14 protein-coding genes are annotated in these 20,437 nt (G+C 52.8%); 3 read left to right on the forward strand and 11 right to left on the reverse strand.

From position 1 onward, the window contains the following. The first annotated feature begins 149 nt into the window (after positions 1–149). The gene (locus EGJ68_RS17195) at positions 150–608 is read left to right on the forward strand and encodes a JAB domain-containing protein (protein WP_051230665.1); all 459 of its coding nucleotides are present in this window, start codon (positions 150–152) and stop codon (positions 606–608) included. A gap of 458 nt (positions 609–1,066) precedes the next feature. On the opposite strand, the gene EGJ68_RS17205 is transcribed toward EGJ68_RS17195, so the two are convergent. From EGJ68_RS17205 to EGJ68_RS17235, 7 genes are all read right to left on the reverse strand, one after another. Next, positions 1,067–1,456, reverse strand: a complete 390-nt coding sequence (locus EGJ68_RS17205; RefSeq protein ID WP_123035788.1) for a hypothetical protein — start codon at positions 1,454–1,456, stop codon at positions 1,067–1,069. A gap of 107 nt (positions 1,457–1,563) precedes the next feature. After that, complete coding sequence (locus EGJ68_RS17210) at positions 1,564–2,922, reverse strand: hypothetical protein (RefSeq protein ID WP_123035789.1); 1,359 nt, start codon at positions 2,920–2,922, stop codon at positions 1,564–1,566. Between the two features lie 22 nt (positions 2,923–2,944). Beyond that, positions 2,945–3,247 (reverse strand): hypothetical protein, encoded by a 303-nt coding sequence (locus tag EGJ68_RS17215; RefSeq protein WP_027951233.1) that lies wholly within the window; start codon positions 3,245–3,247, stop codon positions 2,945–2,947. 217 nt (positions 3,248–3,464) lie between these two features. Beyond that, a complete protein-coding gene (locus EGJ68_RS17220; protein WP_123035791.1) occupies positions 3,465–5,339 on the reverse strand; it encodes a ParB/RepB/Spo0J family partition protein in 1,875 nt (624 codons plus the stop codon). A gap of 546 nt (positions 5,340–5,885) precedes the next feature. Beyond that, positions 5,886–6,827 carry an HPP family protein gene (locus tag EGJ68_RS17225; protein WP_158283728.1) on the reverse strand — a complete coding sequence of 314 codons (942 nt, stop codon included), beginning with the start codon at positions 6,825–6,827 and terminating at the stop codon, positions 5,886–5,888. A gap of 248 nt (positions 6,828–7,075) precedes the next feature. Next, positions 7,076–7,609: a PilZ domain-containing protein gene (locus tag EGJ68_RS17230; RefSeq protein WP_123035793.1), complete on the reverse strand. Its 534-nt coding sequence runs from the start codon at positions 7,607–7,609 to the stop codon at positions 7,076–7,078. 466 nt (positions 7,610–8,075) lie between these two features. Continuing rightward, positions 8,076–8,696 carry a histone H1 gene (locus tag EGJ68_RS17235; protein WP_123035794.1) on the reverse strand — a complete coding sequence of 207 codons (621 nt, stop codon included), beginning with the start codon at positions 8,694–8,696 and terminating at the stop codon, positions 8,076–8,078. A gap of 474 nt (positions 8,697–9,170) precedes the next feature. Here EGJ68_RS17235 and EGJ68_RS17240 point away from each other — a divergent pair, with 474 nt between their 5' ends. Then, positions 9,171–9,689 (forward strand): AP2 domain-containing protein, encoded by a 519-nt coding sequence (locus EGJ68_RS17240; RefSeq protein WP_158283729.1) that lies wholly within the window; start codon positions 9,171–9,173, stop codon positions 9,687–9,689. Here the strand turns inward: EGJ68_RS17240 and EGJ68_RS17245 are convergent. From EGJ68_RS17245 to EGJ68_RS17260, 4 genes are all read right to left on the reverse strand, one after another. Beyond that, positions 9,677–10,171 carry a hypothetical protein gene (locus EGJ68_RS17245; protein WP_158283730.1) on the reverse strand — a complete coding sequence of 165 codons (495 nt, stop codon included), beginning with the start codon at positions 10,169–10,171 and terminating at the stop codon, positions 9,677–9,679. The two genes, EGJ68_RS17240 and EGJ68_RS17245, sit on opposite strands and share 13 nt — an antisense overlap. A 367-nt stretch (positions 10,172–10,538) precedes the next feature. Continuing rightward, positions 10,539–15,368, reverse strand: a complete 4,830-nt coding sequence (locus tag EGJ68_RS17250; protein WP_123035797.1) for a metallophosphoesterase — start codon at positions 15,366–15,368, stop codon at positions 10,539–10,541. Between the two features lie 244 nt (positions 15,369–15,612). Beyond that, on the reverse strand, positions 15,613–15,981 hold the full coding sequence (locus tag EGJ68_RS17255) for a site-specific integrase (protein WP_123035798.1): 369 nt from the start codon (positions 15,979–15,981) through the stop codon (positions 15,613–15,615). A gap of 67 nt (positions 15,982–16,048) precedes the next feature. Then, positions 16,049–17,230 (reverse strand): tyrosine-type recombinase/integrase, encoded by a 1,182-nt coding sequence (locus tag EGJ68_RS17260; protein ID WP_199228091.1) that lies wholly within the window; start codon positions 17,228–17,230, stop codon positions 16,049–16,051. Positions 17,231–17,373: 143 nt separating this feature from the next. Between EGJ68_RS17260 and EGJ68_RS17265 the strand changes: the two genes are divergently transcribed. After that, entirely contained in the window at positions 17,374–20,421 is a 3,048-nt protein-coding gene (locus EGJ68_RS17265; protein ID WP_123035799.1) for a Tn3 family transposase, read from the forward strand. Positions 20,422–20,437 lie beyond the last annotated feature (16 nt).

Genomic DNA, 20,437 nt, shown 5'->3' on the forward strand with positions numbered 1-20,437 from the left:
ACGATAACCCGGACGCCTAGTCCAGAGTCTACGAAGACCGCCTGCGCAAGCCGGTGGTCTTCGTTCTAACAACAACGCCGCAAGGCATCCTCCCAACGGGATTCGTCCCGTTGGGCGCATCTCGGGAGATATTTTCAAGGTGCGAAACAATGGAGACTTTGCAATACGCCTCGAAAGAGGCTGTGATCGAGGCCGCGATTGGCTTTCTGGAGGAGAACGGACGGACCTATGGCGAGGCGCTCACCAGCCCGAGCAGAACCGCGGAGTATTTGCGGTTGCGGATTGGTGCCAGTGAGCGTGAGGTGTTTACGGTGATCTACCTCAATAATCAGCACCAGATCATCGCGACCGAGGACATGTTCCACGGCACGATCGACGGGGCTGCGGTGTACCCGAGGGAAGTGGCCCGCCGCGCGCTGGAGCACAACGCGGCGGCGGCAATTTTCGGGCACAACCATCCCAGTGGGGTGACCGAGCCCAGTGCCGCGGACCGGCGAATCACCGAACGGCTTCAGTCCGGTCTGGGCCTGCTCGATATTCGGGTGCTGGATCACCTCATCGTCACTGAGGGCGCGAGCTATTCCTTCGCAGAGCACGGTCTACTCTGAGATCGCAAACGGCGAATGATGTATAACCTTCAAGGGAATCTAGCCGGATTCCCTTTTTTCCGTCTGCCTCAACCACTCAAGATTCGTCCTGGACGTAGCTGGGAGCCGAAAACGCTAACTGCACACCGCCATCCCATTCGAGGGTAACCAGTGCTCCGCAGTCACTACAAACGGCGGCATCACCTTCGTGCGTGTCGTCTTCATGGTGTACCTCGCCCCGGTGCCCGCACGCTGGACAGCGATAGACGTACAGGACCGACTGATCCTTGTTATCAGATTTCGAACGATTTGCCGCCATACTGCCATCCCGTCTGGTCGCTGTATGTTTTGAGTCTTCACTCTCCCAAGTGGCGCTGATCCCGTCAAGAGTGCATCGAAGTGCGTGACACTTGTCCCTTACTGAAGCGAGTGAGCGAATTGCTACCGCTCTGTTCAGCGCGTACTCCACGCCACACCGACTATGGTGTAAATTGTGCGAAGAATGTCCGGGTGGATTTACTGAGATTCGCCAGTTCGTCGGGTTCAAGCAGGCCGTGATGGTGCAGCATGGCGAGTTGGGTGAGCATCTTCGAGCGTGAGTATCCATCAAAGATCCGCACCAGTTCAGCACCATGATGGAAGAAATCATTCACGGCAAAGTGGTCTTTGGCTGCGAAGTCCTGCTTCGAGTCGCCTCGCGGTTGCGCGTCGTTAAACGACAGTACTGCGAGTGTGTACAGGAAGCCCAGCGCGCCCCATTCGGCAATCGCTGTGGGCTCGCTATCTGCTCCGGCCTCGGCAAAAACAAGATCGGCGCGTACGGCAATGTTCTCGCCGTCCAGGCCGACCTCAGTGTGCGTATCAATCACCCGGAAGGGGACCAGGGCCCCTGTTTCCAGAAGGTAGCGCCAGGCGGGTTACGTGGTGTTATCCATGGCCGTCAGTGCCCGTTATCGTGCTGTATCGCGACAGTGTACTACTGGCGTTCCAGATTGAGTTCATCCCATAGCCAGCTGAAATCATAGCTTGCGTCCGGGCCGCGATCACTGGTGTTTTCGAGGTGTTTGAGCCAGCTGATGACCTCGTTGTGTAACGAGGGGTCTGCTGCGCACTGGCGCGGGCTCAGGCCCTCGAGCATGGGAATGGGCTCGTCCAGTGTCTTGCGGTAGTGGTTGGTCAACTGGGCTGTGATTGCTGCCTGTACCTCGGCGGGGATGTCGGCGGCGGGCATCGGCATATCGCCGCAATCCTCCATCAGCGCCATATTTTCGTGGACGGTCAGGGGCGACCCCACAAGGTCACCGAGCAGCGCGGCCAGTAGCGCGGTGCCCCGTTCAGCCCGGGCGGTCGAGTTGGTGTCCAGTTCCAGGGCGTTATCGTCCAGTGCGATATGCCCCAACACGCTCACGCGCTCGCCAACGTCGATGTCCTGGTGGGGCTCGGGGAACCAGGTCCAGGACAGGGCCTCCGCCTCTCTGTGCAATACTGGCGACGCGTCGAGTGCGCGCAGAACGGCCGTGCGAGAGCCCTGCAGGGGGAATCGCACACTGGTGGGTGCGATGGGCTCGTCATCCATGTTCCGCAGGGTTGGGGACGGCCCCGTGGTCTGTAGATAGACATCCATGGCCCAGATCAGGAAGGCCACCCCGGCGAGTTCCGATTCCTGCGTGTGGCGGATGATGTCGTCGAGATCATCGGGTAGACGCTCGATCTCTCCCTGCTCAACCAGCTGTTGCATCAATTGCCGTGTTTCCGCCGGAATGGCAGAGAGTACCCCATGGATACGGGCAGCCAACTCCGGGGGCAAAGGCAGCATGGCGCCGCTGAATGTGGGGGTTGCCCCCGTGTACAGCACGCGGGCCACCAGCCCATCCCATTGGTGAAGACTCTCGGTCGCTGCTTTCTCTTTGACGCGTATCGTCTCGTCCCGGGTGCCATAGGGGCGAATGTCGGCGTAAGCCCCGGGTTTCACTGCGGTGACTTCCCAGAATCGCAGCTCGGATGCACCGAGGGCCTGCAGGTATCGACGACCCGCAGGGCCTTCCCGCCACCCGCGGTGTGCGAGGTAGGCCTCGATCAGATTGTGCGGTTCGTTATCCCACAGGACGGTGGCATATTCCTCAAAACTGAAGCCAATGACCATGTGGCTGTAGGGGCCCGCGTAGAAGAAATCCTCCAACGCCTCGAAACTCACGTCGAGCTTTTCTGCCAGCGGATTAAGTAAATCCTCCTGGACCTGGTCCCATCGCCCCGCCCACTCATCATGTGGCCCGGTATAGGCCATGAGATGTTTGATGGCCTTGTCGATCTCCCTGCGGGATTTACGTTCACTCATGCGGTGCTGTGCTCAACCGTCATTAGGGGAAAAAGGGATCGCGCATCCAGCCGACAATGATGGCGAGATCTTCACTGTCCAGCGTGCGGACCGCATCGACCAAACCCAGTGGTGCCTGGTCACTGCCGCACCAGACATTGCGGAAAAACGCGGCCATGATCCGCTCACCGTGGGAGAAGACCCCCATGGCCTGCTCCAGGCCGGGTTCATCGAGACAGCGGGCTTCCCAATCCCAGTAGCGGGTCAAGTAGCTGTAGGGTGTTATCAGGTCCCGAAAACGCCGCTGCTCCGGTGATAACTGGAAGTCGCCTCGACTGACCGTCATTGGCAGCATCCCGTTGTGTTGGCCGTAGGCAGTGGCCTTCGCCTGTGGCAGTCGGTACGTTCAACCATCGTAATACGCTTCGCTCCTTGTGCGTGGTGTGTCGCTAGCGTCATCGTTTGCATTATACCGGGTTCAGTTGGATTGTTGCCCGCGCGCACTGTGCATCGGGATCAAAAAAGGCCACCCGGAGGTGGCCAAGGTGCGAGCCGGTATTGATTTAGAAAACGGCGGGTAGCCAGGTCGCCCGCGGATCATCCGCGGCGTAGTCCTCGGCAAAGGCCTGCTGTAGTGACTCGATAACCTCGCCCTTGCGCTTGCCCTGCTGGCTCTCGGCCCAGAAGTCCCCCAGCACCGGCCCGAAAGTGTCGCGTAACTGATCCATCGTCATGCGCTTGAAGTAGTACTCACCGGTCGGCTGCCAGTGTTCCCGAAAACCCGGCGCCAGCTGATCCACCAGCACATCCCGTTCCACGTTGGCTCCCCGTGGCCCATGCTCTAATAGCATTGCTGTGCAGTAAGTCACCAGTTGGTCTTTGTCCCGTTTGGCCAGCGCGCAAAACGCCGCTAAACGGGCCTTCTCGTCGTCCTCGGCTAGCCAGGCGGTATTGAGTGTCTCTCGCGCCAGGCGCAGACGTTCTGCGGCGGGGCTGTCCTCGGTATCGCCCCGCTCCGATGCGCAGGGAACCTCACTGTAGCTGGCGTTGCAGTAAATGCGTCCCTCCCAACTGCGACCGGTCAGGACCTGGATGCACAGGCCGTAGTGCAACAGATCACTCGCCAGTTTGGGATGTTGCAGGAGGGTCAGTTTGGTGATCTGCCGCCGGTGGGCGGCCAGGTCACTCACGAGCGCCTGGGACAGGGGCTTTTCGGTCGTTGTTGTGCCATCACTGCCTTCTCCGGCGCCTGGCTCATCGGAATCAGGTTGGCCGTCCTTCACCGTTTTGGGGATATCCTGCGGTCGCGCCCATCCTTCTATCACCTCCAATTCGCCCCGCCAGTTGAGGGTTACCACCACACCGGCATAGCGGCGCTGCGCCTCGGTGAAGCCGCTGTAGGTCTGTTCTATTTCGTCTTCCAGCTGCCACAGGGCTTCATTGGCGTGATCAATGGCCTCAAACAGCGCGTCCTCGCTGTCAAACCCATCGGGCAATGGCGCGTCGGCATCGAGTGCCTCCAGCTCAGCCACGCACTGCGCCAGTCGCTCGCGTTCGCTGGTCTTGTCAGGGGGACCATCGATCAGCACGGCTGGCAATCGTATCAGGCCAGTGGTCAGGGACTCGCGCTCGAGGCCGTGTACGACCCAGGCCCACTCGCCGCCTTTTTCCAGCTGACGGGCGGCACGACTCAGCTTCTCCAACCCCAGTCGCTCGACCAGTTCTGTGGCCGAGAGATAGACCTTCTCCTGGAACAGGTCGCGCGCCACTGCGCCACCGGCTTGTTCATAGGCGTTGATACCGGCAAAGGCACCGATGCCTTGCCCCACCTCGATGGCTTCACCAATCAGCCAGCGGCGGCTTGCATAGGCCGAACAGTGCTCTCCCAGCGCCTGATAACAGGCCAGCTGCCGCTTGGGATCGTCCACCAGCGCGAAGGCCTGTACGTCCTCCAGCGTTAGTCGGCCTTTGCGGTAATCGTTCATGATGGCCTTGCCCACCCGCCCGAGTTTGAGTAGTTTGCGAACGTGGGCCTCCGAGAGCCCAAAGCGCAGCGCAATGTCGGACTCACTCAATCCCTGCCGCGCCAGTTCGGCAAAAGCCTGCACCTGATCGGCCGGGTGCATAGCCTCCCGCTGGAAGTTTTCGGCCAGCGACAGGGCGGTCACGGCGTCCCCGGCGCCGCGCACCGCACAGGGTACCGGGTGGCCGCCGGGTATCTGCCCTGTCGTTGCCAGACCCTGCAACGCCTTCAAGCGCCGCCCGCCGGCGATGACTGCAAAGTGGTCTCCCTCTGGCACCACCACCAGGTTTTGCAATACCCCCTCAGCCGCAATGCTCGCCTTCAGGGCGTCGTGGGTCTCGCGGTTGGCTTTAGCCACCCGCACGTTGTGCCGACTGGCCACCAGCCGGTCCAGCGTAATCAGTTCAATAGACATAATGGGTTCCTCGCACTTGGATTTGGTTTTTGGGTCGCCCCAACCCCCATCCCTCTGGGGGCGAGAAGCCCCCTACCGTGCGAGGTACGAGCACCCGCAACCGGCTGTGGCGGCGCCAGGCAGGGGGAACCACCCGCCTTGCAGAGAGCGAGCAGCCATCAGGATGCGAACGCGCGAAAGGTGGGGGATGCCTGGTGCAAGCCACAACGGATGCCAGGCTAAAACCTCCCCCAGAGGGATAAAGCAATACGCAGGCGCCTGCGCCCGGCACAGTCGTTGCTTGATAGACCCGCTTCGGCCCAGGGAGCGCAGCGCACAGACCATGGTAGTGCGGGTGAAGTGACGAACCGCGTCAGGGATGCGACAGGTCTGTCTTGCAGGGAAGCCGTGGCCGAGAAAGCGGAATCTCCAGTCCATGCGGGCGTTCAGGGCGCCGCCGAAGTCCCAATGAGGCGCCTGCCGCACACTGACGTGATGACGGCGGTTCAATGGCGCAAAGAGAAACTAGCAGTGGCATCAGGGATAGCTTCGCTCAACCCCGCCCGGCTACTGTTCCGCGGTGTCCCGGATCCAGTGCCCCTGTTCCCAGCGCACCCGCACCCGGGCGCGCTCCCTGAACGCTGCCAGGGGTAGTGAACCGTACTCGCCCAGGGAGGGGCCGTGCACCACCTGAAACTCGACGCGGGTCCGGGATGTACTGGTCGGATTCGTCAGAGCATCGACCCGCAACACCTGCCACTGGAAGCCGGTGAGCCCATTGCTGTAATAGGACCCCGGCAACACGGCTTCATCTGTTGCAGCCCCGTCGCGGGCATGTTCTCCAGCCAGCTCGAACAATTCACATAGATCTTCCGGTGAGACGTCCACAAACAGATCCAGCTTCTGCAACGCCCAGGCCATGTCCTCGTGGGTGACGTGTTGGCCCGCGGGGTCCCGGGTGAGTGTCGCTGCAGTGTGTGCCGGTGGACCGATGTGCGAGAGGTAGGCGGGGTAGCGGCGGTGGCGGAACCAGATGTTAAAGGCGAGCGCGACGACAACCATCAGCAGGGCATTGTAGAGAATGGGGCTGAGCAGATAATCGTAACCCAGCGCCCGGACCTGCTCTCCACCCACCACGGCGGCCAGCGCCGCGGCTCCTCCCGGTGGGTGCAGACAACGCAGGTAGTGCATGACCAACACGGCGCCACCGACGGCGCAGGCTGCGGCCAGGGCGAGGTGAGGAATAAAACGGGCGCAACTGACACCGATCGCAGCGGACACAATATAGCCCAGTAGTACGGGCCAGGGCTGAGACAGCGGACCGTGGGGTATGGCGAACAGCAACACGGTAGATGCGCCGATGGACGTGGCGATGAGGACACCGGCCTCACCCCACAGTTGGGGGGCGAGCAGACAGAGGCTGAGTATCCCGACAAAAGCTCCCACAGCCGAGAGCCACTTTTCCCGGTGGGACGTATTGCGAGGGCCCAGGCCAAGGAAACTGGCCACCTCTGTCTGTAATCTTGTGTGGCGTCTATCCTGCCGATCTGGCTGGGGTGGATTCATGGAGACCGAATGCTTCGACAAAAAAAGCGCCAGTCTAGCGCCCTGATCAAATCAGAAAAAGCGGTTAGTTCCGCTAAGCATAATCGGAAGAACAGGTTTAGCTGTGACCAGGTGACTGATCTCGAGGTGCTGGCATTGATCACCCTTCAGTATGTATGCATCCGAGTGCCGCGACGAATGACGAAGACAAACTACCGCCATTCCAGCGTGAGTTGCTTGTCGAGCCAGATCTGTTCGAGTTTGTAGAATATTTCACTGAGGGCTGCAGGTGGACACGGTATGCCCTGTGCATCCATACAATCGTGAAACTGGAGAGCGCAACGGGTCATCGCTTTATCCTGGCGGACGATCAAGCCACGTAGGCTGGCGTGATAACCGGCAAACTCAATGTCAACATTCACGCTTTCTCCCCGTTCACCGATCGGGTTAAAAGACTCAATGAAGATGCCCGTGAGTGAGATGTCTTCGGCGGTGACCCGCTGCTCGGAGTCTCCGGAAAGGATAGTCACCCGCAGATCGTCCGCTTCTGTGCCTCGAACACTGTTCAGGGGGAGTCGCCAGCTGGATCGTCGGTTGGCGCTCTCATCCAGGTGCTGCTTGAGAAAATCGATGAGGAGTGGAACATCCGAGGTGTCAATATCGGCGGTACTGCCAAGTGTGACTTTGAACTGAATGCCCGTGTCCTTATCGGACACGGCGATGTCGCCGAACTTGATGGTTTCCACAAGGCTCTCCCTTACATCCGGCGGTTACCGAATGACTATTATCATCTCCTCGGCCAATACGCTTGGATTATGGCCGTATCCTGAATACCCGTAATCGGGCGCTACTGAAACAGTGATAGTTCCTTGAACGATGCGCTCGTCGAGGAACTGCGGCCTGTTATAACAGAGAGATTTCTCGGTTGGAAATGTAATTCAGATTGGCGTGAAGATATCGGAAGGCAATCACAAAAATACGGCTCAACTCGGTACTAGCGTACCAATGATCCGTTCAATGGCCCCGAGACCACGGCCCATCAGATAGAGAAATCAATAACCGCAGAGATAGTGATGTGAGGGGTGTTGGCAACGTTCGCGAAACGATCTTGTTGCCTGACCACTCGTCAGGAGATGTAAAAAGTCGTGATGGTGTGTGGGGGAGGGCAGAAGTCACCGGCCACGGATCCGTGGCCGGTGACTGCAATCGACCTTACTCGCCCTGGGTAGGAGCGGTCGCTTTGGGAGCCGCGGTCTTCGGTGCGGCTTTACGTTTCGCGGCCACTTTGCGCTTTGCCGGAGCACGTTTCTTCGCAGCGGCGGGCTTGGTAGCAGGCGCCTTCTGCTTAGCCACTTTTTGCTTCGTCACTTTCTTGGCCGCAGGCTTCTTGGCGGCAACGGTCTTCTTAGCAGTCGGCTTGCGTTTGGCCGGCGCTTTCTTCCTGGCAGCTTTGGTCACTGCACGCTGAGCGCCAGAAATCGCCTTCTCGACGGCCTTGTGCTCGCGCAACAGGTTCTTGGCGGCGGCAATGCCAGCATTGATGTCACGCTTAGCATCGTTGGCGGCTTTCAGGTCGACTTTCAGGGCCGCGAGCTCATCTCGCAATTTGGCGATTTTGGCTTTGTTGGCTGCGGTCGGACGCGCTTTGGCGGCAGCGCGCGCTTTGGTTGCTCGGGTTGTGGCCGCTGCAACCTTCTTGCGCAGCGCAGCGGTTTTCTTCTGTTGGGCCGCCAGCGCTTTGGTGCCTGCTTTAGCATCTGCTTCGATCGCCTTTCCGAGCTTGGCGCGCAGTGCTTCGATCTCTTTTACCAGCGCGTTTGTGGTGTCGCTCATGTGAACTCCATTGTCCATTGATTAAAAACCGCGCAATTATGTCGATTTGAATTCAATTTATCTACCGGTAGCACTGAGATATACAAGGAACTAGTACCGTTCGGAACTCAATGCCGTTGGAAGACGGTGACGACATGCCCAATTAGCGCGCACGGATACTTTGGTTTCATAGTCCTACTGGAACCTGACTCAGACCTGACTATATACCTGCTGTAGCAACGCATCAGCGACAGCGAGCGCGACCGCAAACGTGTTACAGCGCTTAATACTGGTGAGTTACTCGCGCTCATCCTCGGGAAGCAGGCCGAGAGCGGAACTCGCTCGATACGATTGGGTCTATCTAGGCTGGGATTTGTACTTGCGCGAGCTTATCGTCATATCACAAGAATGGTTGATAGCTCATGGGGTAGGTCCAATCTCGCAAATCAAGTTATTAACCAGATCGCTCGGGCAATATCAGGTGACGAAAGCGCAATGCAGACAAGACGCAAGAATAACAATACCAGTAATGCGATGTACGGCGTTTCCAGGATGGATTCGGATCGTTTCTATACCCACGGTTGGCGTGTAAAGCTGGTTCGCCGCGGGGTGGTTTACGTTAAGAACTTTCCGGACAAGCGCTGGGGAGGCAAACGCAAAGCCCTGGTACAGGCGAAAGCATATCGGGATGCCTTGCTATCGGAACTGCCCGAACCACTGACGCGGCGTGAGTTCTGTACCGCCCTGCGCAGCAACAATCGCAGTGGCATCAGCGGCGTCTACCGGTACGCCAAGAAGTACACGCTGACGAACGGTAAAGTCATCGCGTCGTGGTACTGGGAGGCCACCTGGCCGATTGGGAGGAGCCAGCAAGGCCACCAGGCCTTCTCGGTCAATGAATTCGGTGAAAGGAAGGCCAAAGCACTCGCGATCGCTGCCCGGGAAGAAGCCCTTGATGATCTCGACGGTTACTACTGGGCCTCACAGCGAGGCGCCCCGAGTCAATCAGGATGATACCAGCGTCGTTTCCGCCTGTGCAGCCAGCGGGTGTAGTAATGACTGCCGCCGGTAAAGGCGAGCCAGGCCAGAGCGATGCCGGCGATCAGGATCAGAAGGCGATAGCCAAAATGCATGCCGTAGCCAGAGTGCAGAGGGTACAGCTGATTGACCAGGCGTCGTGTCGCACTGGACTCATCGGAGCGCTCACTGATAACCAACTCGCCGGTACTGTTGTTGATGATCACTGAGGTGCGTCCGTTGAGGTGCCATTCTCCGGGTAACCGAAAACGCACTTTGGTATGGACCACGCCCGCTTCTTCGAAAGTACGGATATAGGTCGGCCAGCCGTCCGGTACTGCTGTCTGGGCCAGACGGTAATCTCGGGCGATAGCTAGTATTTCAGTGGCTTGAGCGCTGAAATCCGACGCCATCTGGGTCGAGGTCGGTACCGACGGCAGCAGGTGTGAGTTGGCGTGGAAAACTGTCCGGTGGGTCAATTTTGGATGCAAATCAACAGATGAGTTCTATGACGAATCGCTGAAAAGTGGCTATGGCAGAAAATGCCTCTCCTGCAAGAGATATAGCTGATCGGCCACGAAACGAGGAGTATGGGTAGCCAAAGTAAGTTGCTGATCGTTCAGAGGCCTGTTTCGCATTGGCTCCGTCACCGCGGAGGTGCTCGCGGTCAGGTGAGAGATCACCTAGGTTCGAGAAATTGAGCCAGTCATATTGAAGACGGCGTTCAACAGATCAACGAATGGCTCTCAAGTTCTGCCAGGCGTGTTTTTGTCTTTCCGCTCAGGGGTGCACGGGGAAAGTCGACCAAACGTGACCGCCTAGTTCAATTCTTCTAAATATACCTTCCTAAGCAGAAAATCCAATATCACGGTAACTACGCAGCAATCTGTCAATTTCGATGATGCAGTTTCTTAGCGTATTGAGTGATGATTCGGGGTCATGGCCGATTTCTCTCTTAGATTCTCTATCCCAATTCTTCAGCAGTATTTGTTGAATACTCTGTAAATTTGGGTACACGGCTCTAACAAACTCAACTTTACCTCTACAGCGCCTAACGAAAGAAAGAATGGAGCGAATTACATGAGTACGATTGACGCCGATATTTTGATCGACCAACCTCTCCATGAACTCTGCATTTTCGGTAGTAGGTGTAGCAATCTTGCCGAACAACTGGAGAAAGGATTTTTGTACTTCATTGGGGACCTTGTGATCGACTATATGAGCATAAATTTGACGAATGGCGGCGTCCTCTATTTTTGGTGTGGCCAGATCTATAGCGGCGGAAAGATTAAGGATCTTGCTTATCCGTGCTCTTCCCCACCCTCGCTCAGGTTTAGATAGTTCCGATACGAATTCGCTTACTAAGAAATCCGATGCGGATATATTTGTATCAGCGTGGTGCGCGAGACTTTCGATACATGCCTCATATTCACTGTATTTAGATCCTTTTTCGCAACCTATCGCCTGTTCGATTAAATGGACAATAACATCCTGAAGTGGTGGTACCTGACCTAATGCAAGAGTTGCCGCAATCCGTACATTACTATTGGGCTTCCGACTAAGATTCCGAATTGAATTTACATCATCAAGCCTTAGTAGTTTATGAATATTTGCATTTCTTGAGATGCCATTTAGCGCTTCAGTGACAATATCTGGCGCAGACTCCTTCAATACTATTTCTATTAGCAACTCATAGGCGCGAACAAAATTATGTTCAGAAAGACCAATCAATCTTATGGCTCTAATTCTCTCAACGTTATCAGAGGAGTGAAGCCAACCTTCCAGTTCATCGTAGTCTAGCGTTAGAGATAACCTAGCACCTTGATTATGCCTAGAGCTCAGAATAAGAGCGTTCAGGGCTTTGTCAAGCAGCTCTAGATCGATTCCCGAGGGAGTTCTGTAAGCAGATGACCTAACAATAACTCTGGCGGCGTTATGAGCATATGGTCCATCACCAAAAACTGCCTCCCTAAGCTCTAGGGGGAACTGGGCGCCTAGTGGAATATTCAACTCAAGAGATTGGAAGGCAGCATGCCGCTCCTCGGCTGTCCCCCTTGTTATCGCCCTGCTCATTATTTTTTGTGTGGCATTATTCACGAACGCTGTGGACCGTCCTGCTGATCGGATGATGGCTGCACGCACAGTGGGCTCTTCTCGTTCACAGGCCTTCTCTAATGCATCCACCACGTCAGAGAAGCTCTGTAATGAAGATCCAAGAAACCCAGCAACTTCAATTGTGGCAGCCGCAACTTGCGGAACTTCATGTTTTAGCCCTTCTGACAGAGCTTGTGTAATTGAAGTGCTGCGAGTAGTTTCAAGAAGATTACCAAGCGGCTTGGCCAGCTCTTCGCGTGCTGATGATGAAATTTTTGCAGCCCCATTGATAAGATATTCGAGAACCCACGAAGCAAGCAAAGACTGGGCTTCTACTGGCGGGACATCAGACTCCGACGCGCACTCTATAGCTAGAATTAATAGTTTACCAGTTACCTTTTCAGCCACTTCAGGCAGCGACTTTAGCTCCCGAACTACATCAGTAACTTCAGCTCGATCTGCATATATTCCAGCTGCAAGTACAATAACCTCTCTCCATCTATTTTCTAGAGCAAGTTGATGAAGATTAGTAAGGAAGTTGTTGTCAACCAACTTAATAGCTGCGTAAAACTCGAGGAAAGAGTGGTGCATAAAAGTTAGGACGTCATCTTCTCCGCCTTCTTCGCTACGTTGGTGAAAACGCACTAAACCAGTTGAATTGGAGATTGTCTGTAGAAAGATATCGATGGCAGCTGAGTTTTCATTTTCATAAAAACTTGAAGCAGAATTGCTCATTAAAAGCTGGTGGATTTCAGCACGAGATGGAATTTCATTAATCATTCCCTCATAAATTGCCAGAGCGATGATTCCAAGCTCACGTCTGAGATCTGCTTCCGAAAGCATCTCACGTTCAATTTGACGTTGTCGTACTGAAACAAGAGTTCTGATAGCTTGGGCATAGACAATGTGCCTTTTGGCTACCATCGGTCCACTATTTGCGTAGATAAGAACTAAAAGAGTAAGAAGAAGAGGATTACGACCTAGTCGACGTATACCAGGAACTTCATTACAGTCACTGACCAATCGATCGACAGTCTGTCGTTGGGCATCAGACAGCTCGACGGTACCATCATTGGAAATCGAGGTAGCAAGTATTCTCTCCGCTAGCAGTCTCATCTCATCGTCAGTGAGCCCTCGTAAACTAAGGCGTGCAAGATGGGAAGGAACATCAACCGATTGAACCGCTGCTGGCCTCGAAGTGAGTACGAATCTATTACCTAACGGAGCGAACTGATCAACTAGGCTAGAGATTTCGCTAACTATTTCACTACGTTCTTCTATAGTAGCGATTTCGTCTAGTCCATCGAAAAAGAAAGCAGCTTGTCCAACGGTAACAAGTTGTTCCAGATCTGCGGTACTTATTTGTAGTCGAGTGGTACGAGCATACTCTGCGCATACTGATAAAAGATCTGACTGATGACGCTTTAGCCTGCTTACTTCAGCTAGCGGCAGAAAAACTGGAGTGTGTTGTGAGTACCAGGAAATCTTCTCTGTAGTTGTGTCGCAGTAATTAAGAATTGAATTACGGACGAAAAGACTTTTACCCGATCCTGGGTCGCCTTCTACTAGTATGTTTCCATACAGCTCATACATCTCAGCAGCCGCACCAGATTCGGCCGTCCCGGATATCCCGTATTGCCCGGTTAACGCCTGTTGTAATTGGGAGCGCTGGTCGGACGGGAGATCAAGAGCGTTTACAGCATCAGTAATTGCAAGTGAGATCGATTCTTGCTCGGTATCCGATCGAACAGAATCTGCAGCTGTAGCCACATAGATTTGCTTGACAGATTTGTTTGGTATTTGTAACCCAATAGCGGCCAAACCTGGATACTGAATATCGTCATGAATATCAAAACACCGCTTTTTATACTCAGCAAGGTTAAATGGTTCTTGCTGAGGTTCTCTATTCTGCTCTGAAGTTTTATCTTCAGTATCGTAAGTAGCAGTGTATTGAAGATGCATATACCTTGGGCGTGATTGACGAAGTTCATACACTATTTCGGATGCGCTAGGTTCTAACGTGCCCTGCAGATCAGACACTGTAAACCATGTTTTGCTCATCTGATCTGTTATTAATAATAATATTCCTTTTGAACAGAAAAGCGGTCGTATTGATATTCTTTGGCCAAAATTTTCTGAGATACGGCCGATACTATTGGAAAGATATGATTTGGAAAGCCTTTGGTTTATCTCTTTCCCGTCAAAAATACGGATTGGTTTTCTATTTCGTTCAAGCTGGTCCGCGAGAGTTCGAGCATCTTCTGAGACCGATCCGAGGGTAAGAATTATTGCTTGGTCAAGTGACTGCGTATCTATGGTAGTATTGGTTTCTTCCACAGACTTTTTAGACAGGGTATCTCCAACTGCAGAGATCGTTCGAACCAAGTACTTTCCGGATTTCGCTGTAATAATAAACTGAACATAATTTCTGCCTCTGGCATCTCTGGGCAGGGTAGAAATCGTATCTATTCCATGGATTAGACTTAGTTTTGATATTATTTCCTTCCAAATATCTTCCTCATTTTGAGAAAGTAGAATAGCTTCCTCTAACGACCAGCGTTGCTCGACGGCCAGATTGTAATTTCTTTGGCTTTCAGCCTGGGAGCCGGCAGAAGCTGGTGTTCTAGAAATAGCCAGCTTGTAACCTGAATTTAGGATACTGCTATTTGTTTTGAATGAAGGAGGGACTTGCTTCTCAGGAATCCACCGGCCATTCTCACAGTCCCAAACATACGGGGATACATGCAAGTAGTCATCCAAGGCGCAAATAGCAAAGCTATTCCGATAGAATGGCGTTGGTTCTGCGTTCATCGGTGAAACGTAAGAAGCACCAAACCCAAGCGAAATTAAACCCGTTGCTTCAAATTCTGCTTCTATTTCATGTTCATGTCCATGAACATAAAGCGCTGAGCAATCCATAAGCGCTGAAATGAAAGGTTTTTGAGACCGAGGAGTGAACCATGATATAGGGTAATGCCCCAGCACAAGAACCTGGTTGTGTGTCCCTACATCCCTGCAAAGATAAGTAAGTGGGTGGTAAGGTGCGGGTGTGTTGTGTCTATCTGACTGTTCAAAGTCTGAAAAATAGCATGTGTTCAGCGCTATCAGTTTTATATCCGGGTGGTTTGGAAGGTCAATTACTCCGGCTGGATGCTGAGTAAAATCTGGTGTTAGTATTGCGTTTCTTTCCGTGAAATCGATGTAAGCTTGCAGGTTTTGAAGGCGCATCGCCCGGATTTCTCGACCTCTTTCGTCAAAGTTGAAAAACTTTTCCTGCCTTGATGATCCTATCGAGTTCCAACTGATGGGGGTGCCAAGGGAGCAGTCTATATCATGATTTCCAGGTACAGATACCACGATCGCTGTTTTTACATTGTCTATTTTTCGAAGCGGCGTTAGGAAGTTATTTTCGAAAGACTCATACTCGGAAATTTTTCCTGAGTAAGAGATGTCGCCCGTAATCACTACTAGGTCAAATTGAACGTCAGCTTGGGCTATTGCGGTAAGCAATGAACTTGCCGCGACTGTTTGCTGCTCATTATCATTTCCCCAATGAAGGTCTGTCAGATGTAGCCAGCGCAAGTGATGTTCTCCTTCACAGCGATTGTATTATGAGTGTAGTTCGGCTTCTTTTTAATAAAATTAATCGATACGTAGTTTATGGTACTAGCGGTGTCGTGTCTCGCTCCGGGGCATTCCTGTTGCTGGCGCTTCAAAAATTATGATCAGGAAATGACCAATGCCTGTTGAGGTTAGCTATCTCCGTTAGAAGCGCGGGATGGCAGGTCTTCTGGACTTCAGGCACGTCTTCGCGGAATGTTGTTCTTTATCTATCATAACTTAATTTGTTCCAAGCATCGTGCCAGCGATGATCTTCGGCATGCTGGTAAATCGCCGTTGTCTCCACCTTCTCATGCCGGGCTGAAGCTTGCAGGTACTTGAGGTTAACCCCGGCATCGTCGGCGTGGGTGACGGCGGTGTGGCGGAACCAGTGCGTCGAGGCTTTGCGCAGCTTGGCCGCTGAGACCGGGGCCGTTTCCTCGATGACATCGGCCGCAGCAGTGACCGTCTCCTTGACGATCCGGTACACCATATTGGCGCTAATACCCGCAGTGCCTTTCAGACTTCGCAGCATCGGACTCAGATCATCCGGCTCGGGTATGCCGGTAAGCCCCAGGAAAGGCTCCCAGAACATAAGCGGACGTGATTCTCCGCTCAGTGGGTTTATGTAGTTGATTTCCCTGTATTTTTTCTCGCCAGTTTTACAGGGAGTGAATTCGCTTCTTCTTCGCTGATTTGTGCCGCTCTTTGAGCTCTATATCAATGTACTTGTCGGTAATGGCGCTGGAGCTATGGCCTGCATCGTCTCTCACATGCTCTCTGGGCCTGGTTTTGACGTCTTCTGAGATACCTGTATGGCGCAGCCAATGCACGGTAGCACCCATCAGTGATTCGGCCTCCTCTGTTTGTTGCTGAGCAACCAGGCTCTGAATCGCCTTGTCGAAACAGTCTTGTACTATAGACCGTATGTGTGTGGTATTGGCCATAGGCCCTTGGCCCCGATGAACCGGAAGTAGTGGCGAGTCATCAGCTGGCGTGGGTAGTACCGATAACCCCCGAAACTTCCGCCAGCGTTTTAGCGCAGCCAGCATTGTATCGCTAACCGCTATTTGCCGCTCTTTATTGCCTTTTCCTACCGTGGTAAACCACCACAATCCATCGTTATCCTTGTGAAAGTCATTCATCGTGGGTGTCCAGCGGTCGCTAGCCGCCAACTCTGATATCCGTAAATACATACTGTAAAGCGCGGATAACATGAAGAGCGTTCGCTCATGAGATCCCGGGTTGTCTGCGGCCATCTGCTCAGCGGTAGTGATGACCACTTGCCACTGAAGTGGACTCAATCGACGTACTCTAGTTTGGCCCTGACGCTTCTGCACGAACTTACTTTTTTGCCGAATCAAGGCCACCGGGTTGCTGTAGACATATTCCTCTAACAGCAGATATTGGTAAAAACTACTGCAGATAGCCATCAGCTGTTTGATGCTGTTATTTGAGGCGAAATAGTCCTTTTTAGAGGGCGCTTCGCCCTTTTTGTGGGCAGATTTCGAGACCGTTGCCACGAAGGGTCGCCACTCGGGGTTTGGTCGGCGCTCACTTTCACTGTCAATAAAACGTGGCGCTTTCTTAACGCCGATCCAGGCGGCTGGTGGACGCTGACTAAACCGAATAAATTTCTCGATATCCTCTCGCTTCAGTCCATCCAGTGTGGTCAGGGCAATGTGCCAGGTCCATTGCAGCAAGTTTTCGACTTCACGACGGTAACTATTAAACGTTGCGGCGCTACCGGTGTACTGTTGGAGGAATTGCACAGCAATGGTGAAATCGCGACTCTGCGCTTCCGACAGGTCGTCGGGCGGACTCGCGTTATCGATATACTCCATGGCATCCAGGTATGCTAGTGGAGGCCGTCTCATGCTAGCGGTTGTCATCGGCTGCTCACGCTGATACATTTACCGTATTAATAATAGTTATCACAGTATATAGATAATAATAGGCAAGGCAATATGTATTCAGGAGTCCCTATATGACGCGATTGGTCTTTCTGTCGCCCACTGAAAAACGGAAATTCGACTCCCCTCCCGTCTTTACAAAAGAACAACGTCACGCCTACTTTGTCGTGACTGAGGATATTCGACGAACTCTGAGTCAGCTACGCACAACGACAAATAAAGTCGGCTTCCTTTTGCAGCTCGGGTATTTCCGGTACTGCGGGAAATTCTTTGTGCCATCTGTGTATCGCCGTAGGGATATCCAATACGTGAAGCGACTTCTCAGCGTCACAGATGAATTCAATTTCGATCGCTATCCTTCAGCCCGAATTTTACAGCATAGATCACGCATTCTGACACTGCTGGATTGGACACCTTTCGATGAGTCCAATGCTACATTGATTGCTGAACGCATCCAATTGTTGGCCCAGCAGCAATTGAAGCCAGATCAGGTATTTGTTGCTGCAATTGATTTTTGCTGGAAGCAACGCATCGAAATACCGACCTACCATCAGTTATCCACAGTGATTACGGACAGCTTCAATATCGTGGAATCCAGCCTGCTAAACACCCTGTCGTCAGAATTGCGCGAGGATGAAAAATCCTCGCTAGACGTATTGCTAGCAAATCCGAAGAATCACTGGCTACCTTTGCTCGGGCAAATCAAACAGGTTAACCAGTCATTGCGCGCCAAGGATATTCAGCAAAATGTCAACGCATCCCGGACGCTCAGAGATCACTTCGAACAGTTTCGATCAATTTTTGACGAGTTAAATTTGAACCAACAAGCCACAGAGTACTACGCTACCTGGGTACAGAAGGCAACGCTGACACAAGTGAAGCAGTTTCCCAATCCACAGAAACGTCACCTCCATTTACTGTCCTTCATCAAGCACCAGTACTATTTCCGCCAAGATGTCTTGATGGATATTTTCCTAAAAAGTGTCCGCACCGCTACGAATGGCGTTAATAAGAAGCTTGCTCAAAAAGAGCAAAAAACGCAGTCAGAGCGAAAGACTGCTATCCAAACAATCAACACGTCCCATAGAAATTCACGCCATCTACTGGACGAAATTACGCGTATTGTCCGATGCAAGGACCAATCAGATTCTGAGAGAATGGAAAAGATTGAACGTCTGATCGATGACTATGAGGCTCTGCAGGGAGATATCAAGACAGAGAAATTACAATTCTATGAACAACTACTCGATCAACACACAGAGGGTCAGCACTATTACGATACCCTGGAAAACCAATCTCTGCGCCTCCAGCGCAAGGTGTCCTCAGTGCTTAAGAATTTGGTATTCGATAAGGCGTCATCGGAGGAGCCGTTATTTGCAGCCATGACACATTTTCAAGTGACGGATGGTAATGTCGGACACTCACCACCTCTGGACTTCCTGCCAGAAAAGGAACAAGACATTGTCGCAGGCGATACCACATTCCGCACATCGCTGTACAAAATACTACTTTTTCAATCCGTTGCGGATGCGGTGCGCGCGGGCAAGCTTAACCTCCAGTATTCATACCGTTATCGCGCTATACAGGACTACCTGATTCCTACTGCACGCTGGCGGAAAGAAAGGGATCGCTTGCTGACATTGGCAGGCCTACAAAAATTCGCAGATGGCGCAAGCTACCTTGCGGAACTCAAAACAACACTAGAAAGCACATACCAGGCTGTCAATGGACGCTTTGGTGAGGGGAATAACACGTACCTATCTGTTGACGACTCTGGCTATGCCAAGGTCAGTACGCCCGGTACGTCATTTAGTGAAGACGGATATAATGGCACCCTATTGAAGGAGAACGGCATCGTTCCCATTTTGCGCGTTCTTCGGGACATTAACCGAACGAGCGACTTCACCCGCTACTTTAAACATCTAAGCCCCAAACACCACAAGCTCAAGCCGAATGTCGAAACGGTTCTGGCTGGTATTATGGGCATGGGCTGTAACATTGGTATTGATAAACTGTCCCAGATCTCTGTAGGTATCAACGAAAGCACGCTGAAAAACACCGTTAACTGGTGCTTTAGCCTGAAAAATATTCAGGCAGCGAACAACGTTATTATTGGCCAGATTGACAAGCTCGCTTTATCCAACGCGTTTCAAAAATATCCGGACCAGCTGCATACCAGCAGTGACGGGCGCAAGGTAAACGTTGGAGTAGATTCACTGCATGCAAGTTATTCATTCAAATACTTCGGCAAGGATAAAGGCGTCACGATGTATACTTTCATCGATGAGCGCCATGCCCTGTTCCACTCAACCGTGATTAGTGCATCCGATAGAGAGGCCGCCTATGTCATTGATGGCTTGATGCAGAATGAAGTCGTCAAGAGTGACATACACTCGACGGATACACACGGATTTTCTGAAGCCATATTTACGGCCACGCATATGATAGATACTGCATTTGCCCCACGTTTTAAGAAGATTGGCGAACAGCGGCTGTATGGATTCTCCAGCAAATCTACATATCAAAGGCGCGGTTACAGTATTGTGCCGAGTCGCACAATCAACCGGAAACTCATCCTCAAAAACTGGGATGACATCCTCCGCTTTATGGCTACGATTAAACTGCGCTATTCCAGCGCCTCGCAACTGTTCAAGCGGTTAAGCTCCTATGCGAAAGATCATCCGTTGTACCGGGCATTAAAGGAGTTCGGACGCATTATAAAATCCCAGTTTATACTGACTTACTATGATGACGTAGAGCTACGTCAGCGTATTGAAAAGCAACTGAATAAAGTGGAATTAGCCAACAGGTTTTCAGCGGCTGTATTTTTTGCTAACAACCAGGAATTCCAGGTAGGCACCAAGGAGGAACAGGAAATAGCAACGGCCTGTAAAGTGCTCATGCAAAATGCCATTGTCCTGTGGAATTACCTGTACCTGTCCCAACGGCTATCATCCACGGCTGATCCCGACGACAGGCAGGACATGCTCGAGGCCATTACCAGTGGTTCGATCATAGCCTGGGCACATGTCAATATGCAGGGGGAATATGATTTTACACGGCCCGCCGCTAATGATGATGTCTTTGATATGGCGAAAATTCTTGCGCTGAAACTGGGTTGACCTCTGGCTTTGATAT

It is taken from the genome of Haliea alexandrii (genome assembly GCF_003719295.1).
GTDB classification, from domain to species: Bacteria; Pseudomonadota; Gammaproteobacteria; order Pseudomonadales; family Halieaceae; genus Haliea; species Haliea alexandrii.